At 41.8% G+C, this 18,963-nt stretch carries 20 protein-coding genes; 3 read left to right on the plus strand and 17 right to left on the minus strand.

Features of this window, described 5'->3' with window-relative positions; translation table 11 throughout:
- Nucleotides 1–76 precede the first annotated feature (76 nt).
- Nucleotides 77–232 carry a hypothetical protein gene (locus ACSQ2E_RS11675; protein WP_098440347.1) on the plus strand — a complete coding sequence of 52 codons (156 nt, stop codon included), beginning with the start codon at nt 77–79 and terminating at the stop codon, nt 230–232.
- Between the two features lie 46 nt (nt 233–278).
- Here the strand turns inward: ACSQ2E_RS11675 and ACSQ2E_RS11680 are convergent, their stop codons facing one another.
- The 8 genes from ACSQ2E_RS11680 to ACSQ2E_RS11715 all read right to left on the minus strand — a co-directional run bounded on the left by ACSQ2E_RS11680 (nt 279) and on the right by ACSQ2E_RS11715 (nt 8,812).
- Nucleotides 279–1,565, minus strand: coding sequence for a methyl-accepting chemotaxis protein (locus ACSQ2E_RS11680; protein WP_435990687.1), 1,287 nt, complete (start codon nt 1,563–1,565; stop codon nt 279–281).
- A 320-nt stretch (nt 1,566–1,885) separates the two neighbouring features.
- Entirely contained in the window at nt 1,886–2,629 is a 744-nt protein-coding gene (gene map / locus ACSQ2E_RS11685) for a type I methionyl aminopeptidase (RefSeq protein WP_435990688.1), read from the minus strand.
- Between the two features lie 163 nt (nt 2,630–2,792).
- Complete coding sequence (locus ACSQ2E_RS11690; protein WP_435990689.1) at nt 2,793–3,479, minus strand: LrgB family protein; 687 nt, start codon at nt 3,477–3,479, stop codon at nt 2,793–2,795.
- Nucleotides 3,463–3,843 carry a CidA/LrgA family protein gene (locus tag ACSQ2E_RS11695; RefSeq protein ID WP_435990690.1) on the minus strand — a complete coding sequence of 127 codons (381 nt, stop codon included), beginning with the start codon at nt 3,841–3,843 and terminating at the stop codon, nt 3,463–3,465. The genes ACSQ2E_RS11690 and ACSQ2E_RS11695 overlap by 17 nt, the downstream gene beginning before the upstream one ends.
- A 113-nt stretch (nt 3,844–3,956) precedes the next feature.
- Nucleotides 3,957–4,610 carry a type 1 glutamine amidotransferase domain-containing protein gene (locus tag ACSQ2E_RS11700; protein WP_435990691.1) on the minus strand — a complete coding sequence of 218 codons (654 nt, stop codon included), beginning with the start codon at nt 4,608–4,610 and terminating at the stop codon, nt 3,957–3,959.
- A 148-nt stretch (nt 4,611–4,758) separates the two neighbouring features.
- Nucleotides 4,759–6,921 (minus strand): DNA topoisomerase III, encoded by a 2,163-nt coding sequence (locus ACSQ2E_RS11705; protein ID WP_435990692.1) that lies wholly within the window; start codon nt 6,919–6,921, stop codon nt 4,759–4,761.
- Between the two features lie 186 nt (nt 6,922–7,107).
- Nucleotides 7,108–7,551: a DUF6376 family protein gene (locus tag ACSQ2E_RS11710; protein ID WP_435990693.1), complete on the minus strand. Its 444-nt coding sequence runs from the start codon at nt 7,549–7,551 to the stop codon at nt 7,108–7,110.
- A gap of 163 nt (nt 7,552–7,714) precedes the next feature.
- Entirely contained in the window at nt 7,715–8,812 is a 1,098-nt protein-coding gene (locus ACSQ2E_RS11715; RefSeq protein ID WP_435990694.1) for a M24 family metallopeptidase, read from the minus strand.
- A gap of 252 nt (nt 8,813–9,064) precedes the next feature.
- Here ACSQ2E_RS11715 and ACSQ2E_RS11720 point away from each other — a divergent pair, with 252 nt between their 5' ends.
- Nucleotides 9,065–9,160: a putative holin-like toxin gene (locus tag ACSQ2E_RS11720; RefSeq protein WP_224940763.1), complete on the plus strand. Its 96-nt coding sequence runs from the start codon at nt 9,065–9,067 to the stop codon at nt 9,158–9,160.
- A gap of 227 nt (nt 9,161–9,387) precedes the next feature.
- Here ACSQ2E_RS11720 and ACSQ2E_RS11725 read toward each other — a convergent pair whose 3' ends face one another.
- From ACSQ2E_RS11725 to ACSQ2E_RS11765, 9 genes are all read right to left on the minus strand, one after another.
- Entirely contained in the window at nt 9,388–9,831 is a 444-nt protein-coding gene (locus tag ACSQ2E_RS11725; RefSeq protein ID WP_435990695.1) for a DUF4064 domain-containing protein, read from the minus strand.
- A 28-nt stretch (nt 9,832–9,859) separates the two neighbouring features.
- Nucleotides 9,860–10,273 (minus strand): NUDIX hydrolase, encoded by a 414-nt coding sequence (locus tag ACSQ2E_RS11730; RefSeq protein ID WP_435990696.1) that lies wholly within the window; start codon nt 10,271–10,273, stop codon nt 9,860–9,862.
- 476 nt (nt 10,274–10,749) lie between these two features.
- On the minus strand, nt 10,750–12,414 hold the full coding sequence (locus tag ACSQ2E_RS11735; RefSeq protein ID WP_435990697.1) for a glycerol-3-phosphate dehydrogenase/oxidase: 1,665 nt from the start codon (nt 12,412–12,414) through the stop codon (nt 10,750–10,752).
- Between the two features lie 173 nt (nt 12,415–12,587).
- Nucleotides 12,588–14,078: a glycerol kinase GlpK gene (glpK, locus tag ACSQ2E_RS11740; protein WP_435990698.1), complete on the minus strand. Its 1,491-nt coding sequence runs from the start codon at nt 14,076–14,078 to the stop codon at nt 12,588–12,590.
- A gap of 18 nt (nt 14,079–14,096) precedes the next feature.
- Entirely contained in the window at nt 14,097–14,927 is an 831-nt protein-coding gene (locus ACSQ2E_RS11745) for an MIP/aquaporin family protein (protein WP_435990699.1), read from the minus strand.
- Between the two features lie 333 nt (nt 14,928–15,260).
- Nucleotides 15,261–15,818, minus strand: a complete 558-nt coding sequence (locus ACSQ2E_RS11750) for a glycerol-3-phosphate responsive antiterminator (protein ID WP_435990700.1) — start codon at nt 15,816–15,818, stop codon at nt 15,261–15,263.
- 184 nt (nt 15,819–16,002) lie between these two features.
- On the minus strand, nt 16,003–16,383 hold the full coding sequence (locus ACSQ2E_RS11755) for a DUF805 domain-containing protein (RefSeq protein ID WP_435990701.1): 381 nt from the start codon (nt 16,381–16,383) through the stop codon (nt 16,003–16,005).
- A 221-nt stretch (nt 16,384–16,604) separates the two neighbouring features.
- Nucleotides 16,605–17,846 carry an aminopeptidase gene (locus ACSQ2E_RS11760; RefSeq protein ID WP_435990702.1) on the minus strand — a complete coding sequence of 414 codons (1,242 nt, stop codon included), beginning with the start codon at nt 17,844–17,846 and terminating at the stop codon, nt 16,605–16,607.
- Nucleotides 17,847–17,857: 11 nt separating this feature from the next.
- On the minus strand, nt 17,858–18,289 hold the full coding sequence (locus ACSQ2E_RS11765) for an HIT family protein (RefSeq protein ID WP_435990703.1): 432 nt from the start codon (nt 18,287–18,289) through the stop codon (nt 17,858–17,860).
- 119 nt (nt 18,290–18,408) lie between these two features.
- On the opposite strand from ACSQ2E_RS11765, the gene ACSQ2E_RS11770 reads away from it, so the two are divergent.
- A complete protein-coding gene (locus ACSQ2E_RS11770) occupies nt 18,409–18,912 on the plus strand; it encodes a GNAT family N-acetyltransferase (protein WP_435990704.1) in 504 nt (167 codons plus the stop codon).
- Nucleotides 18,913–18,963: the final 51 nt, after the last annotated feature.

Genomic DNA, 18,963 nt, shown 5'->3' on the forward strand with positions numbered 1-18,963 from the left:
GATTATTCCTTAACAAGCTTGACTGTTCCCTCTATACTATAGAGAGAACAATGGTTTGTATTGGAGGAATAGCTGGATGGAAAATCAAGAAGAGATTGTAGTCCTTTATAAAGATGATCCCGACGAGCATAGTGGTCGTTGCGAATGTGGAAATAATATTTTCAAATCAAGGGTACTGGATGGGAAGTTTTATCGTAAGTGCCAGGAATGCGGGAAAACCAAAATCGTATAGCGTGGAAAGAAAAGGGAAACCGGTTGAATCCGGTTTCCCTTTTCTTTTATTTGTTAATTTTCCGAATGATGGTGGAAGCAAATTGGACCAACTCGTCTGTTGTGTGATTGATTTTCTTGATTGCCTCTACGATATGATTTAATTCTGATTGGTTTCGTTTAAACATATCCATATAGTTTTCCATTTCCATCTGGACCGTCATGATCCCGCTTTGAACATTTCCGATTTCTTTACGTGAGTTTTCGGTCAGGTCTGTCATGTTTCGAACACGATTTGAGACCACTCCGATTTGCTTATTGCTTTCATTCACCAACTGATGAATGGATGTGCTTAGTTCTTTGGAATCTTCGGCAAGCTTTCTTACCTCCGATGCAACGACTGCAAACCCCCTGCCTTCATTTCCTGCCCGTGCGGCTTCAATGGAGGCATTCAATGCCAGAAGATTTGTCTGTTCAGCGATTTGCTGGATTGAGTTAGAAAGAGGCGTGATCTGTTCTGCAATGTTCTTAACGCCCTGGATTTCCTTAAGGAGCGTGTTGATTTGCTCTGTGATGACACCAAAGCTATCTATCATATGATCCGTTTGATCTTTATTCATTTTTGATAGTTGAAGAAGATTTTTGCTGCTTTTCTCAGTATTTTCCGATTCTGCACGTATGCTTTCAGCTTTCTTGGCAGTCTCATTCAGGCTTTGCTCCGTTTGACTGAGTGATGATTCCAGTTCTGTATTCATATTGAGCATTTCTAGTTGCAGTGCCTGATTTTCCTGATGCAGTTTTTCAAGCTCGTCCATCCTGCTCTGAATATAGTATTCTGAAACGATGCTTGCATCCAGATGGATACCATGATCGATCGCAACAAGTACAGATGCAAGTTTAGAAGGTTCGTTTTGGTACAGTTCTACAATTTTTGGGATTAGTAAATGTTGAATGGTGGTGTAAGTCGAAATAAACCAATCGATTGTTACCCCATTCCGGTTATGGGTTTTTCCCATTCGCTCCCTCATTGAAAAATACTCATCATTCAACTCACCTGAAAATAAAGAACGGAAATAATCGTTGAAAACGGACTTTAATCGTTCCCTGCTGGAATGGTTCTCGACAATATCCACTAAACTTGGATGCTTGTATAAGTGATCGAGTACAGTATCTAGCAGGATGTCAGAAATTTGATCGTATACGGGGAGAATTTCTTTTAATTCCTGTAAATGGTGCTCCTGAAACTGCATGTAATGAAGCCGTTCATTCAGTTTCTGGTCGCTTAGGACAATGACATTTGATTCAGGTACCATTACGGGTTCAGACTTCGGTTTTCTTGAAAATAATACAGCCATTAAGGGGATGCCTCCGATAACAATGTTATTTATTGGTCGTTATGTATAAATTTTGTACAACGTCAATATCTTTACTTTACCCCAACTTTTTTCCTATGACAATCATTTTGTTCGTAAAATTTCAAAAACTTCTATGTATTGATTTAATCGATCTTTTTCAGCAGATCCACCTCTTCTCATATCCTCGAAAAATTTACTGGGACAGAACCATTCCCTTGCATCACTATTGCGTGAATGGTTATACAAAACATATACAAAGAGAGGGACGGACCTTGACTCATAGGAGCTGCTCCTAAGAATCGAGGTCCGTCCCTCACGCATTATTCTGTTATGATAATGGGTTCGTTATGTGTAATGATGATGGTGTGTTCAATTTGGGCGACCAGGCTGTTGTCTGGGGTGATGTAGGTCCATCCGTCACCTTTCTCCACTACGTTTTGGGCTTTGGTGGAGATGAATGGTTCAAAGGCGATGACCATTCCCTCCTTCAAGAGTGCATTATCCCATGGGTCGAAGTAATTCAGGATATGATCCGGCTTCTCGTGCAGGGAACGCCCTACACCGTGACCGGTCAGGTTCATAATGACCGTATAACCATTTTTCCTGGCTTCATTATTCACGGCTTTTCCAATCCCATTTTGTTTAGAGCCGGCTCTTGCCTTTTGAAGTCCTGCCTGGAAAGACTTTAATGCAGCGTCGCATAAATCCTTCAGCTTGGGATCACCCATTCCGACAATAAATGAAATGCCAGTATCAGCATAATATCCATTTTTTGATCCTGAAACGTCTATATTGACAAGATCCCCTTCGTTTATCACTCTTTCTCCGGGAATCCCGTGGGCAACTTCTTCATTAACACTGATACATGTATACCCCGGGAAGTCATATTCTCCTTTAGGACCTGAAATCGCGCCATTTTCTTCAAACATTTTTCCTGATAAATCATCAAGTTCCTTCGTCGTTACGCCGGGTTTTGTTTGAGAGCGTAATTCATCGCGGATCATTGCGACAATACGGCCAATTTCTTTGAGTGCCTGTAAATCTTCATCAGTTTTGACTATCATAATATCTTCCTTCTCTTTTTGAATTTCCTTCCCTTACTATACATAAACCTCATTCATTTTTAAAGGGAAAGCCCCTGCTTTCATGAATATGTATCACTTCATGGCCAGCCCTGATTTCTTCATAAAGGTGCTTTCCATCATTAGCTTTTCCTTGGACAAATGATTAAATCAACAGAAAGAGTACGGGAATGACAAAAGACATGATGGTTGCGGTCAACGCCATGGCGGCACCACTTACGGCCCCTTCTTTTTCACCTTCTTTAATGGCCTGTGCCGTACCAACCCCGTGTGAGATGACTCCGAATGGGAGTCCCCTGGCAATAGGGTGCTTAATTCCCATCGCCTTAAGGAGATACGGAATGATCATTGCCCCTATCATCCCTGTGACGATGACAACGGTAGGAATGACCTCGATCTTTGCCCCGATTACGCTGCCGATGTCAACTGCGACAGGCGTCGTAATGGTCTTAATCAGTAGTGAACGGTTCCACTCATCCGGAATCCCCAACCATAGGCTGAGGGTATAGGATACAAGCATGGACAAGCCGCTTCCAAATAGGATGCCCACCAAGATCGGCTGGAAGTTTCTCAAAAGCAATTGTCGGTGTTGATAAAGGGGGTACGCAAGAGATACTGTCGCAGGTCCAAGTAAATAAGTGATGAGTGAAGTGTTCTGTGCAAAGGTTGAATAGGAAATATCCATAGTGAATAATGTGGCAATAATCGCAATCGTACTTAAGAAAATCGGAATCGTTAACGGATTGGGCAAACATTTATGAATCTTGACACCCAATGAAAAATATAGGAGAGAAATGCCTATTGATAGTAGAGAATTAATAAGACCGGTCATATTTCCTTTTCTCCTTCCATTTAATGAACACCTCTGCTGAAACCGAAGTGGCCAAAAATCCAATCATCCCGCTTACAATGAGAACGATAACCAGCTTCCAGCCATATTTGATAAAATAATGCCCGAGAACAATGGCGCTGACAGATAAGGGAAGGAAAAAGAAGGAGAAGTGTCTTAAAAAGAATCCTGAACCATCCAACAGTAAACGCTCATTCAGTACCCCTGTTAATAATAATAGAAATAATAGCAGCATCCCGATAATACTTCCGGGGATCGGTAAATGAAAGAATGAGGTACACCATCTTCCGAGTTCATAAAATAAACAAAGAATCGTCATCTGTATAATGATCCGAATAGCCTGCATATATTTCTCCCCTCTTAATTATTCTTCTACCGATTTTATCACATTTGTCGATGTGTTTGAGAGTAATAGAAAAGAGCATGGACCAAGTCCATGCTCTAAGAATAGTTACAGTATTATAAAACCTTAATGAACGCTTCTGCCGCTGCTTGACTTGATTGTGGATTTTGTCCCGTCACAAATTTACCATCGGTAATGACATGATTGCTCCATGCACCTGATTTTTCGAATTGAGCTCCCTGTTCCCTCAATTTCGTTTCTAATAAGAACGGCATCAGTGAATCAAGACCGGTTTGCTGTTCTTCTTCATTCGTGAAGGCAGTTAAGCTTTTTCCTTCAACCAGCCATTTACCATTAGATAATTTCGTTCCGACAAATCCAGCCGGACCGTGGCAGACGGAACCGATCGCTTTATCATTTTCAGCAAAGTGCACTAATGCCTCTTGAAGTTCAGGGCTTTCAGGCAGGTCAAACATCGTCCCGTGTCCACCTGGTAAGAAGATACCGGCATATTCATTTACATTTAATTGGGAAAGGACCAGCGTTTGATCCAGTTCTTTAGTGACCCCTTTCCACTTCTCCACTTGTTCATCATCAAGGCTGTTCGGATCCAGCGGGATGCGACCGCCTTTCAAACTTGCAACGTCCACTCCAAAACCTTGATTCTTAAATTCTTCATATGGTTCAGCGAACTCGGATAACCATAGACCTGTTTCGTGTTCATCATCAATCTTACTTTCATTTGTTAAGACCATTAATATCTTTTTCAATGTATACCCTCCATTTTTTTCTCTAATTTCTTATCACTCTATTGTTTTATCCATTTCACATAAAATTAAACTTCTTTTAAAGCATACGACCTATCGGTAGTTGGTCAGATATAAGAAAACGACCCTTGCGAGAAGGAGTCGTTTTACACTAGTTGATGTCAAATTCGAATTGGATCTTTTTCTGATTGGCATCCCAGCTCAGATAAGCGGAGAATTCTTTTTCTCCTTTCTTGAATCCGTCAATTCGGTCGGATTTACCTTCGGTTAATACCTTTTTAACGATCTTCTGTGTCATTTTCTTTGATAAGATGGTTTTAGAAATAGTAAAGCTGCACTTAGTACTCTGATAATTGGAACACCCATAGAATTTCCCTTTATCAATCACTTTCCCACCACATTTCAAACAGTTGCCTATACTTGTTTTGGGAGCTCTTTTTCCGCTTCTTCCCTTCGTTCTTTGAATAGAAATTGTATCCAAATCCTCAAACTTCCATGTGGTGGATTCCTGAAGGGCGTTTTGAACGAGCCGTTCATTTAATTTCTTCACTTGCTCCATAAATTCAGGTGCAGATGCGTTGCCTTTTCCTATCTCCTGCAGTCGCTGCTCCCACTTAGCCGTCATTTCTGCAGATGCTAACACATTATCACCTATTGCACGTATCAGTACCTTCGCTTTATCAGTGGGAAAGACGATATTTTTTTGGATATCAATGTACTTGCGATCTTTGAGCATGGTGATGATGCCTGCCCGGGTCGCTTCCGTCCCAAGGCCTTCTGTTTGTTTCAACACTTTTTCAAGCTCATCATTGTCCATATATTTACCGGCCGTCTTCATTAAGGTGATGAGTTGTCCTTCTGTGTAGCGTTTCGGGGGCTGTGTTTTCCCTTCTTTGGTCACGACCTTCTTTACGACGCCTTTATCCTGTTCTTCGACAGGTGGCAGGAGAGGTTCCTCTTCTTTTTCGTTTTGCATGAGAACCTTACGCCAGCCTTCCTGTAAAATCTGCTTCCCTTTTGAAACAAATTCAGCCCTTTCATCTACGACCGTTGAGATGGTCGTGTAATTGATGATCGCTTTGTCGTGGTGAGCCGCGATAAAGCGTTTAACGACGACATCATAGATCTTTCGTTCATCATCTGATAGGGAATGGGGATCTGTTACTTGCTCTGTAGGGATAATCGCGTAGTGATCCGATACCTTTGCTTCATTCACAAAACGTTTATTGTTCATGATGCTTGCATGGGGAGTCGGGATCCAATGATTGTAAGGGCTGAACTCTTTCAGTTTGTTCAATATTTCAGGAAAGCTTTCAGCTTCACCTTGCGTGACATATTGGGAATCAGACCTTGGATAAGAGACGATCCCTTTTTGATACAGTTTCTGCAGCACATCCAATGTTTTTTTAGGTGAGAACTTATACATTTTATTGATGGTTGCCTGCAGGGCTGAAAGATTGAAAAGTAAGGGTGGTGCGAACTCTTTCCTCTCTGTGTTCAATTTACTGACAGTTGCAGGCTTGTTTTGACAAAAAGAAGCGATTCTTTCAGCAAGATCCCGTGATTGAATCCGGCTCTCTCCATCTTTCTGCCAAATCCCTTCATAAATGTGATCGTCGATGTGAAAGGTTGCTTTCACTTCCCAAAAGGGTTCGCTTTTAAATCGGTCGATCTCTTCGTCCCTTCTCACGATCAAGGCAAGAGTCGGAGTTTGAACCCTGCCTGCAGAAAATACATCGGACATACCCTTTTCTTTTAGCAGGATGCTGTACACCCTTGAAGCATTCATACCCACGAGCCAATCGGCACATGCCCTGGAATAGGCTTCAAAATATAAACTTCTCATTTCTGTTTCTTCCCGTAGACTCTCGAATCCTTGAATGATGGCTTTCTCAGTCAGGGATGAAATCCACAGTCTCTTCATTGGTTTCTGAACCTTGGACATGGAGATGATATTCCGGATGATTAACTCCCCTTCACGCCCTGCATCACCTGCATGAATGATTTCTGTGACTTCGTTTTTTTTAAGAAGGTCTTTAATGATAGAGAATTGTTTCGCTTTAGCCCTCTGTAACTCATATTGAAATCTGAGTGGAATGATTGGAAGGTCGTCCAGTGACCATTTCTTCCATTTGCTTTCATACTTCTCAGGGGCTTGAAGCTGAAAAAGATGTCCAACTGCCCACGTAACATAAGCACCTTTGGGGAATACATCGTTTGGATGAACTTCGATATATCCTTGACGTTTCCTATGGGAAAAAGGCTTGGCAAGGGTCGCTCCCTGGTCGGGTTTTTCAGCTATTACGACTTTCATAACATTCTCCTTTTCATTTTATTGATTTTATCATTATACCATTTTTTAAGAACTGCTGTTCTACTAAAATAAGAAATCGGACTTGCATTTGATTAATCAGAAACTGGTTGTTCTTTTAGAGGGTTATATATGTTCATTCAGTATGTAAAAAGGTGTTACAGACTTTGAATCTGTAACACCCGTTCGTTACTGCCCTAGATTTTCCAAGTTTCCTTTGATGTCCTGTAATTGATTGAATGTATTCACGATTTCAAGGTTCTTGAGCTCTGATATTTGAACTTCCCCTTTATCAATTTCAACTAAAGCCCGATCGATTCCTTCCAACGCTTGTTGGTTATATCCCTCCACTTTTTGGTGGATATCGTCAGCTAGCTTAGGAGGATTTAAATCATTGATTTCCTTGATTTCATTTTTCATATCAACAAGTCTCGTCTCAAGTTCCGGAATAGCGGATGAATCAGCAGCAGCATTTTCCATTAAACCGGGAAGGTCATTCGCAAATTGATCAGTTTCGTTAAGGTAATCGGTCATCTCGTCTACATAGGTTAAACTGTTATTTGCTTCTTCCAATATGCCGCAGCCTGTCATTGTTAAGAAGCTGAATGCTATGAGAATCAGTAATTTATTCATGTATCGGTCCTCCCTGTGGTGTTCCTTCCCCTGTATATACGAACCTTATCGATAAAAGTTTCACTTTTTTGTTGAATGGTCAATCTGTGAAACCAAACGATATGGAGGTTTAGGGACATGCTCAAAAAAAGAAGGCCAACGCTTATACGTTAGCCTTCTGTGTTTATTCGATGATTTGAAGTTCTTTTGGATAATTGGTTAATGTGGTATACCCGTCCTTCGTGATAAGGACGTCATCTTCAATCCTTACACCACCGATTTCCGGCACGTAAATACCAGGCTCTATTGTGTATGTCATGCCTTCTTTTAATATGCCATCATTTAAATGACTCATGGAAGGGAATTCATGGACGTTGATACCTAATCCATGCCCGATTCGATGTGGGAAGTAATCACCGTATCCTGCATCTGTGATGATGTCACGTGCGATTTGATCCAGGTCGCCAATGCGATTACCTGGCTTGCTTGCTTCTAAGGAAGCGAGCTCTGCTTTTAGAACAGTGTTGTAGATTTCCTTCTGTTTATCAGACACTGACTTATAAGCGAACGTACGTGTAATATCAGAAGTATAGCCTTCAAGGACAACCCCTAGATCAAACAGGACGAAATCTCCCGCTTTCAGTTTACGGTCTCCCGGATTACCGTGTGGATCTCCAGCCTTTTCACCGAAGAGTACCATTGTAGAGAATGACATTTCACGGATTCCTTTTTTCTTTAATTCATATTCAATCTTTGCAAGGACTTCCATTTCGGTAATGCCTTCTTGAAGTGCACTTACCCCTACTTCAACCCCAAAGTCAGCCATTTCCGCTGCTCGGCGCATGACCGCGATTTCGCCCTCATCCTTCACTACCCGCATTTGATTTAATTTGTCTTCAACGTTCACCACATGTGGCGAGTCGAAGATGTTTATAAACGCCTGACTGCGTCCATAGGTTACGACTTCATTCTCAAAGGCCACTTTTTCCCCTGTAATTTTTCTTTCATGAACGGCATCCTTAATAAAGTCCCAAGGATTTTCGTGGTCTGAGTAGCCAATCACTTCGTTGCCCCATCCGGCATCCTTCACTTGTCTCGCTTCCATTCCTGGAACCACTACAAAAGGTTCGGCATCCGGAAATAAGAACAGTCCCATTAATCGCTCATGTGGATCTGTGTGAAAATTCGTTAAGTAAAATACGTTTTCAGTTGAATTGATAAATGCTGCGTCAATTTTCTCTTCTTTTAACCATTTTTTTAACGTTTCTATGCGGTGTTTCATCGTGTGTTCCTCCTCAAGTGTCATGATGTTATGTAATCGTTTAATGTGAGCATATCTATGCTAACATATTTAAGTGAAGTTTGAAATCATTGTAGTATGGGACGGTTTTTAAAGGGTGTGTGTTTTTAACAGGGTAGGCTTTTCCTACCTCCTGCCTATAAAGGATGGAGGGCGTATGTGATATAATTTGGAGTATACAGTGAATGTAGGGTGGGAGTGGCCACTTCCTTATAGAAGGAGGTGGTGCTTATAGTGACAACGTATGAGGCGTTAACGCTAATGATTACATTTGGCTCTTTAATTGTCTCCATCATTGCCATAGTTATTTCAAATGACAAAAAGAAATAACCCCACCCTCATGAAGCGCCTAAACTTTGAAGGGTAGAGTTATGTTCCTTTCTCTATTGGGCCACTGCTTTCCTTGCAGTTTGCTGTGTAGCAAGAGACATTGGTTGCCGCCAGTGTCTCTTGTTTTATATTATACTCTCCTTTTAAGATAGTATATTTTCTAACGGAAAGCAAGATGTGGCCGGGCAAAAAAGAAAGCTCAGTGAGAATTCTCTAAGCTATACGTATTAATAAACGGTTTCGGTTCTTTTTGGTTTACGAACAAAAGCCATGATGCCGGCGATTAAGAATAAAAGTCCAGGAATGAAGCCGAATCCGATTGTTCCAAGTCCGATCACAAGAGCAGCAATGATAAACATGATTCCGGATAGTACCGGCTTTTTATTTTTGACAATGGTCATAACCGCAATGATACCAAGGATTGATGCAATTATGCCTAAGATCACCAGATAAGAACCCATGGATTCAGCTGTTTCCATGATGGCACTCATATCCCCTGCTGTCATCCCTGATTCCTGTAGATTCGGGTCACTTTCCATTCCTTCCTCGATTTGGGACATCACTTCCGGGCTGCTCATGCCCATGTTCAGTACGATTCCAATGATGGAAAATAAAGCGGATAAGACAATTCCGATCACTCCCATGATGACTTCACCAGTACGTTTTACCATGCTAATCTCTCCTTATAAGTTGAATTCTTTATAGTATATTGTGTTTCTTGCTCATATAGGCCTCCAGGATGGATTGATCCTCTGGAAAGCCTAGGGGCAGATTTTTTAACTCTTGAAGTGAGATCCATTCAATCTTATGTATTAATTGATCGGGATCTTGAAGTGTCGCTTTCCCTCCAAGAAGTTGGACTTCGTAATAGTGAATGGTTGTGGAAATGTCGCCTTCACACCCCCATTTTGTGTAAAGATGTTTCCCTGAATACACCTTATAGCCGGTCTCTTCCCATACTTCTCGTTCACAACAATCCCTAAGGGTTTCCCCTTCTTCAAGACCACCTGAAGGGACCGACCATCGTTTCTCTTCCTCTTCTTTTCCCTGTAAAACCATTAATAAACGCCCTTCATTCATACAAAGGGCAGATGCCCCTTTCCATTCATTCACCTCGCTTCAAATTGATATGTACTTTTTCCATTTTTGGAATTGGATCTCCTTAAGCTTATTCGCTCTTTTGACAAAATTCTCCTTCATTAGAATAAAATTCTTTATTTTCAGACTTCAGCCTCTTCCGCATCAATCAGAGAACACCCTTTTTATTAATATAGCAATTACTAGCTCGTTCACAGGAATATTTTCTTAGTAAGAAAACAAAAAAAGGGCTGGCTTCATCCCATTGAAGCCAACCTTTTAACGAGGAGTCGTGTCAATTTCTATTCTTACTCTACCGTAACGACCTCGCTCCCTCAACTTCCCTCTGAAGGGATATAAAGTTCTCTCAATAAATGAAATGCACGGTTTAGGCGGTTTCAGCTTCATTTCATATATTTATATAATTGTAAGCATAATTCAACATGCATGTGTTGATGAAGTGCATTAATAACTGAAAAAACGGCAGAAAATGCATTCTGCCGTTTTCAACCTTATGATTGTAAATCTACCGGTACCACTGCATTTTTTAATTCCTCGTTTAAATCAGCAGTGTATTTGTCTTTCTGTTCAGTAGTCCAATTCAACAATTTGGACATCATCTCAATGACTGGTTCCTTCCACTTCTCTACCCACTCACGGTCAAAGAACAAAGCGCCTGTCCGTCGAATGAAGAAATCCACTGGAGTCGCTGCCATCTCTTCCTGAATCGCATAAATCAGTTGGGCGTACAAGTAAGGAGGGACGGACCTTTCATCCGTTGATCCACTGTAAGCATGGGCAAGCTTGAATAGCTGATCCACATTGGAGCCATACATTCCGGCAAACTTTCGACCCTCCGACTCTGTTAATCCATATTGAGTGGCTTCTCCTGCCTTCTGGTCAATGAATGATTGAAAATTCTGCGATCCTCCAACATGCCCACCGGAAATCGGCATATGCTTTGTCGAAGATGCAGGGAACTTCTGCTTATGTTCTTCTTTTAAACGTTTAGATACAAGGTCAACGACATGTTCCCCCATCTTGCGGTACCCTGTCAGCTTACCGCCTGCAATGGTGATCAGTCCGCTTTCTGCTTCCCAGACTTCATCTTTGCGCGAAATTTCAGAAGGATCCTTCCCTTTTTCGAATATCAATGGACGCACCCCTGCCCAGCTGGATTCCACATCGTCTATCCCTACTGACACATCGGGAAACATGAAGTGAATCGCATTCAAAATATAATCTCTGTCTTCTGATGTCATATGAGGGGATGCTTTCTCAGAGTCAAAGAATGTGTCCGTTGTCCCTACGTAAGCTTTCCCGTTGCGAGGAATCGCGAATACCATCCGTCCATCCGGTGTATCAAAATAAACGGCTTGTTGAAGAGGGAATTTGCTTTGATCGATGACAAGATGGACTCCCTTGGTCAGGCGGAGCTGTTTATTATTCGTGCTGTAATCCTTACCACGGACATCATCCACCCAAGGACCGGCAGCATTGACAATTTTTGATCCGCGAATGTCAATCGTTTCACCTGACACCAAGTCTTCTGCTTCTATTCCGACTACTTTCTTGTTGTCATAGAGGAATCGTTGGGATTTCATATAGTTTAGAACCGTTGCCCCATGTGCAACTGCTTCCTTCATGACCTCGATGGTTAAACGTGCATCGTCTGTACGATATTCAACATAGTAACCGCCGCCCTTCAACCCATCCTTTTTGACGAGGGGCTCTTTTGTTAACGTCTCTGATACCGATAGCATGGATCGTCTTTCATTTCTTTTAACACCTGCGAGATAGTCATAGACCTTCAACCCGATCGAGGTGCTAAATTTACCGAAGGTTCCTCCTTTATGAAGGGGTAACAGCATCCATTCAGGAGTTGTGACATGCGGCCCGTTTTCGTATACGATTTCACGTTCTTTTCCTACCTCGGCCACCATCTTGACTTCGAATTGTTTTAAGTAACGCAGTCCCCCGTGGACCAATTTTGTGGAACGGCTGGATGTACCTGCGGCAAAGTCCTGCATTTCCACCAGCGCCACTTTCATTCCACGTTTGGATGCATCGAGGGCAATCCCTGCACCGGTAATACCTCCTCCGATGACAATCAGGTCGAATTGGTTGGAAGACAGTGTATGTTTTACTTCTCTTCTTGCAGTGCTTGAAAATGTCATAGTTGGTTCCTCCTAAGAATTAAAGAAATGATTTCTGCTCTTACTCTACTGTTTAACCATAAAAAAAGAGACCGAAACAAACATCATGGTCAAAATGTGCCATAATGCAAGTTTGGTCTCTCTTGGTCTCTAACCGTTTTATTAACTTGGGTTCATTATATCATATGTTTCATTTATTTAAAAGCCATTGCTGCTTTTACAGCTTTTTTCCAGCCGCCATATAGTTCTTCCTGTGTCTCAACGGCCATATCCGGTTCGAATTGTTTATCTTTATTCCACTGTTTGAAGATTTCTTCGCGATCTTTCCAGAAACCGACGGCAAGTCCTGCAAGGTAGGCAGCACCTAATGCGGTGGTTTCATTGACCACTGGACGTTCGACCGGTACGGATAGCAAGTCACTTTGGAATTGCATTAAGAAATCATTCTTGACTGCCCCTCCATCGACTCTCAGTTTTTTAAGGGAAATTCCGGAATCGGCTTCCATGGCTGTCAATACATCCTTTGTCTGATAAGCAAGGGATTCAAGAGTGGCTCTTACAAAATGTTCCTTCGAGGTGCCTCGCGTTAAGCCGAATACAGCACCGCGAACGTCACTATCCCAATAAGGAGTTCCCAAGCCTACAAAAGCAGGTACAACATATACGCCATCAGTTGAGTCCACTTTTTCTGCATAGTCCTCGCTATCCTTTGCATCTTTCAGCATGCGGAGTCCATCGCGAAGCCATTGAATAGCAGAACCTGCAACGAAAATGCTGCCTTCAAGAGCATATTCCACCTTTCCGTCGATTCCCCAGGCAAGGGTCGTTAATAGACCATTATCAGACTTCACCGCTTTCTCACCTGTATTCATCAGCATAAAGCAACCTGTCCCGTACGTATTCTTAGCCATGCCTTTCTCATAGCATGCCTGTCCGAATAATGCAGCCTGCTGATCTCCCGCCGCACCTGCAATCGGGATTTCTCTACCAAAGAAATGATACGGAACCGTTTTCCCATACACTTCTGATGAAGGACGGACCTCTGGAAGCATACTTGCCGGCACGCCGAGAATATCAAGGAGCTCTTCGTCCCATTTCAAGTCATGTATATTGTACATAAGTGTACGTGAAGCGTTGGAATAATCCGTTACATGAGCCGTTCCACCAGACATTTTCCAAATCAGCCATGTGTCGATCGTTCCGAACAGAAGCTTTCCTTCTTGCGCCTTTTGCTTTACACCTTCAACATTGTCCAAGATCCATTTCACCTTTGTGCCGGAGAAATAGGCATCAATCAGCAAACCGGTTTTATCACGGAAGGTATCGTTTAGTCCCTGTGATTTTAATTCCTCACAGATTCCAGCAGTTTGTCGGGACTGCCACACAATCGCATTATATACCGGGTCACCGGTCTCTTTATCCCAAACGACTGTTGTTTCACGTTGATTCGTGATCCCGATTCCTTCGATTTGATCGGGTTTCACACTAGATTCCGATAAAACGCTTGCAATGACGGCAAGGACAGATCCCCAAATTTCATTCGCACTATGTTCTACCCAGCCCGGTTTAGGAAAATGCTGAGTAAACTCCTTTTGAGCAGTATGAACGATTTCCCCTTTTTTATTAAAAAGGATGGCTCTTGAGCTTGTAGTTCCCTGATCCAAAGATAAAATAAACTTTTCCATTGATAACCCCTCCAAAGATTAATTTTCTGTAGATAATTGATGTACTTTTTTAGCTAAACTGGTCTTTCTGTCACTTGCGTAGGCAAGTCCAAGGACGGCAAGAAGAATCACAAGAACCACCCAGAAGCTGGTCGTGACTTGTCCAATGAAAACCGCTTTATAAAAGACGCCACCAAAAGATCCGCCTAATACCGGGCCTACTACTGGAACCCATGAATATCCCCAGTTGGATGGTCCCTTTCCGGGAATAGGAAGCAGGAAATGAGCGATACGCGGTCCAAGGTCACGAGCCGGGTTAATCGCATATCCTGTTGTACCGCCAAGAGAGATTCCGATCGCGATGATAAGGAATCCGACGATAAATGGATTTAATCCGTCTGTAAAGGTATTCGCCCCTATAGATAATAATCCTACTACTAATACAAAAGTTCCAATGATTTCACTCAATAAATTTGAAAAATAATGCGGAATGGCTGGACCTGTAGCAAAAACTCCTAATTTCACACCTGGATCCTTTGTTGCGTGCCAATGGGGTAAAAAGTGTAAATATGTGATGGTTGCCCCGATGATTGCCCCGATCATTTGTGCGAGGATATACTCAGGTACATCGCTCCATGGGAAATCACCATTGAACGCAAGTCCCAAAGTAACAGCAGGATTCAAATGTGCCCCACTAAACTGTCCTACGGCGTATACACTCATGGCAACACCCAATCCCCAACCAAATGTAATGACGATCCAGCCGGCGTTATACGCAAATGACTTCTTGAGATTTACATTGGCGCAAACCCCCGCACCGAAAATAATGAGCAATGCTGTACCTACCACTTCTCCTATAAATGCATTCATGCATCATCCCTCATTTCTATTAGATTTTGCTCTGATTCACTATAAGCCGACATTAACAATTGATTTCCTGTAAGAAGAACTGTCAGTACCATCACTTTTCAGGCTTTAACGGGGCTTTTTAGCTCGTTTACCCGATAAATGACAGTGATAATCCTGTTAGTCAAGCTTGACCTCGTCATCAGAGCCCGTTGAATCATAAATAAAGAGACTCACGGAATATGCCCATCAATTGCGGGCACTTCACGTGAGTCTCTTCATCTCTTTCACAACGTATTAACTTGTCATATATGTTACTCCACAATGAAAGCGGTGTCAATGGATTTTCAGGATTTTTTATTTGTCAAAATGTTTCCATAGGACTCGATCAGAGGTTGTAATCGCCGTCGCTCCTGCCTCAAGTGCCGCTTCCACTTCATCCACTGTATCAATGAGTCCGCCTGCAAAGATGGGTTTGCCTGTCTTGGTGCCTATTTCCTTAATGATTTTCGGAACCACGCCGGGAAGAACTTCAATGAAATCCGGATCTGTCTTTTGGATTAATTCAATACTGCGGTTCATCGCGCTCGAATCTATGACAAACATTCGCTGGGTGGCAAACACGCCTTTTTGCCTCGCTTTTTTTATGACGTTTCCTTTAGTGGATATAATGCCATAAGGTTTGACTTCCTGGCAGACATACTCAGCTGCGTATTCATCACTCGAAAGTCCATGAATGAGATCCAGATGTAAAAACATCTTTCGATTTTCGTTACGGGCATATTCAAAAACACTTTTCAGCATCCCGACATGAAGATCTAGGAACACGCCGTACTGAAAAGAGGTTTCGAGCATTTTTTCAAAGTCCTTCATTGATCTTATGGCAGGTAATATGTTTTGGCCTTCAAAACTCAATGTCTTTCACTCCTTATGTATCAGCTTGCGTTTTAATTGATTTTACCACAAATATATTGGGGTGTAGGATGAATCATTAAATGCTTTTAACAATATGAAAATAAACATCTGTTAATAAACTTACTATATGGAAAAACACCAAAAAAAAGAGAACCCCCTCGGTTTAGGGTTCTCCCGTCGAAACCTACGTCGTGACTGTGATGTTCTCAAAGTTTTTCGGGGTAGGTCCGTATTGATTGCTCCCATGATCACTATCAAAACACATAAAGACAAGTAAAACGATAGCTCCAGCAATAGGGACAAAAGCAATGAAGTACCACGCACCACTTCTGCCTGTATCATGCAGACGCCTGACTGAGACAGCTAAAGAAGGTACGAAAACAGCTAATGCATAAATTCCGTATAGTACCATAAAGATTGTGCCTGAAGAATCGACTATATTAGCTGCAAAACTAAGTATAAACATAATAACGAAATTGACCAATGAAAACATCCAGAATTCCTTTCTCCTCGATCTACCTGTGAAATCTGCATACTTATTTAATGCGGTTAAGTACCAATGCATTTTGGAATCATTCCTCCTTATTTGGTGTTTAATAAATCTAAGAAATTTACAATTAATTGAATTATTTCCAATTTACCTCTTTTAATAATAATATAAACCTTTTTTATCATTTTTATAGATTGTATTGAAAATCAATTGAAAAACCCTGTTCTAAAAGGACAGGGTTTTTCCTCTTCTTCAATTTTTTCGACGCGTACCGAAACATAACGTACTTACTAAACTTATATCGCCCAATTCCCATTACGGAAAATGGCAATCTTTTTTCCATCGCGACAAACTCCGTCAATATTCATAGTGGCTGAACCAATCATGAAGTCTTCATGCACGACACTTTCATTGAGACCCTTTACTTCCCGCTCTTCGTCAGATAATATGTTTCCATCTTTAATACAAGTCGGATATGAAGACCCGATCGCTAAATGATTTGATGCATTTTCATCAAACAAGGTATTAAAGAATAAGATACCGGAGTCTGAGATGGGTGAATGATGAGGGACAAGCGCCACCTCTCCAAGGTAAGCTGCCCCTTCATCGGTTTCGATTAATTTACGTAGTATTTCTTCTCCTTCTTTAGCGGAGACTTCCTCAATTTCTCCATCAACGAATGTGAGAGTGAATCCATCTATCACATTTCCATTGTAAGCAAGTGGCTTGGTACTTATAACGGTCCCATTCACTCCTGTTTTTACAGGGACTGTATATACCTCTTCTGTCGGCATATTGGCAATGAAGTTGGTTCCCTGAGGGGTCTTGCTTGCGCCGGTAAGCCATATATGGTCTTCATGCAGTTCAATGGATAGGTCCGTCCCTACCGCGCTGTAGTGAAGGCTTTCTAAATTTAGTGAGTTGAGTTGGGTGGCTTTATCGGTCAAGGTTTGGATATGGGATTTCCATGCGGAAACAGGATCTGGATGATCGATGCGGACCGAAGTGAAAATACGTTCCCATAGACTGGCGACTCTTTCTGATGATGGGAGTTCAGGAAACACTTTATCCGCCCATTTCTGTGAAGGAATGGCGACGATGGACCAACTGATTTCATCCTTTTCAATCGCTTCATAGAATCGATCAAGTGCATCCCCACTCGCTTTCTCGAAATTCATGATCCGGTCAGGATCGATACCTTTCAGAAGATCCGGATCATTGGCCTCTATTTGAAGAAATGCTCCTTTAAGGTCCACTACCCATTCATGAGCAGCAGCCAGCCAGCTCGGATATTCATAAAACACATCATCCGGTGCCGATTCATAATGCATTCTCATAATTTCTTCATCATACCATTGAACATGTACAATTCTTGCGCCTGCAAGATAGGCTTCCTTCACGACAAGGCGAACAAAGTCTTCTGTTCCGAGCGGTGCTGAGATCCAAAGCGGTTGATCTTCTTGTACATTCACCCCGACCTTTACTGCCAGCTCTGCATATTGTTTTACTTTTTCTTGAAAATCTTTATGTATACTCATTCTGAATTCTCCTATTCTAGTAATCTAGTGATGTATTCTTTCATTTTTTCGTGTGTTTCCTCCAACGATTCGGAGGGTTCATCTACCTCGGCATGTCCATAAAACATATTACCAAAATGCTCTGCTTCTTCATTCCTTGGAATAACATGCATGTGGTAATGTGTTAACTCATTGTAGATTCCGCCATTCTGGCAAATTGTCACTCCATTCGGTTCATATAATGCATGAATGGTACGTGCTACCAGTTGTGAGGCCTTTATAACAGAGAGACTTTCCTCATCGTCCAGTTCTGTCACTTCCGCTTTATGTTTCTTTGGCAGGATCAGTGTATGACCTGAATGGTGGGGTACATGATCAAGTATGCATGTGACATATTCATTCTCATATACAATATGTACTTTTTCTTCATGATTTGAAAGTCGGCACCCAAGACAATTTTTCATTTGTACTCCTCCCATACACAATGGATTTAAAAGGGTTTTTCTAAAAAGTGTCGAACATGGATGCATAGCAGCGTTTCTCCTATCATCATATCACGTTATGGAAAGGATATCAGAAAATAATGGAAATTACATTGCTTAATGAAACTCATGCTGAAGATTATTGGAACCTTAGGTTAGAGATGTTGAAGCAAAGTCCTTCTAGCTTTGGCAGCAGCTATGAAGAGGCACTTGAGCGTCAAAATCCAATTGAAATGACAAAAGAGAGGCTTTCAAGTGAAGACAATTTCACGTTTGGCTGCTTTGTTGAGAAAAGACTGGTAGGGGCTGTTACGATGGTACGGGAAACTACTTTGAAAATGAAGCATAAAGCCTCCATCTATGCTATGTATGTCACCCCCACACAAAGGGGGCAGGGCTTGGCAAGACGACTGCTGGAAGCAGCCATAAATCTTGCAAAAGAAACAGAAGGCATCGAACAACTGATGATCACAGTCGTTACTAACAATGAAACAGCAAAAGGACTTTATCATTCGTGTGGATTCATACCATACGGAACTGAAAAGAGAGCGTTGAAGTATAACGAGGAATACTACGATGAAGAATTAATGGTTATGTTTTTATAGTGATGCTCTGATTGAAAAAGCGGATAGTGCATCATGTTAAAAACGGTGGGT

This window comes from Rossellomorea sp. LjRoot5 (assembly GCF_964253455.1).
GTDB lineage: Bacteria > Bacillota > Bacilli > Bacillales > Bacillaceae_B > Rossellomorea.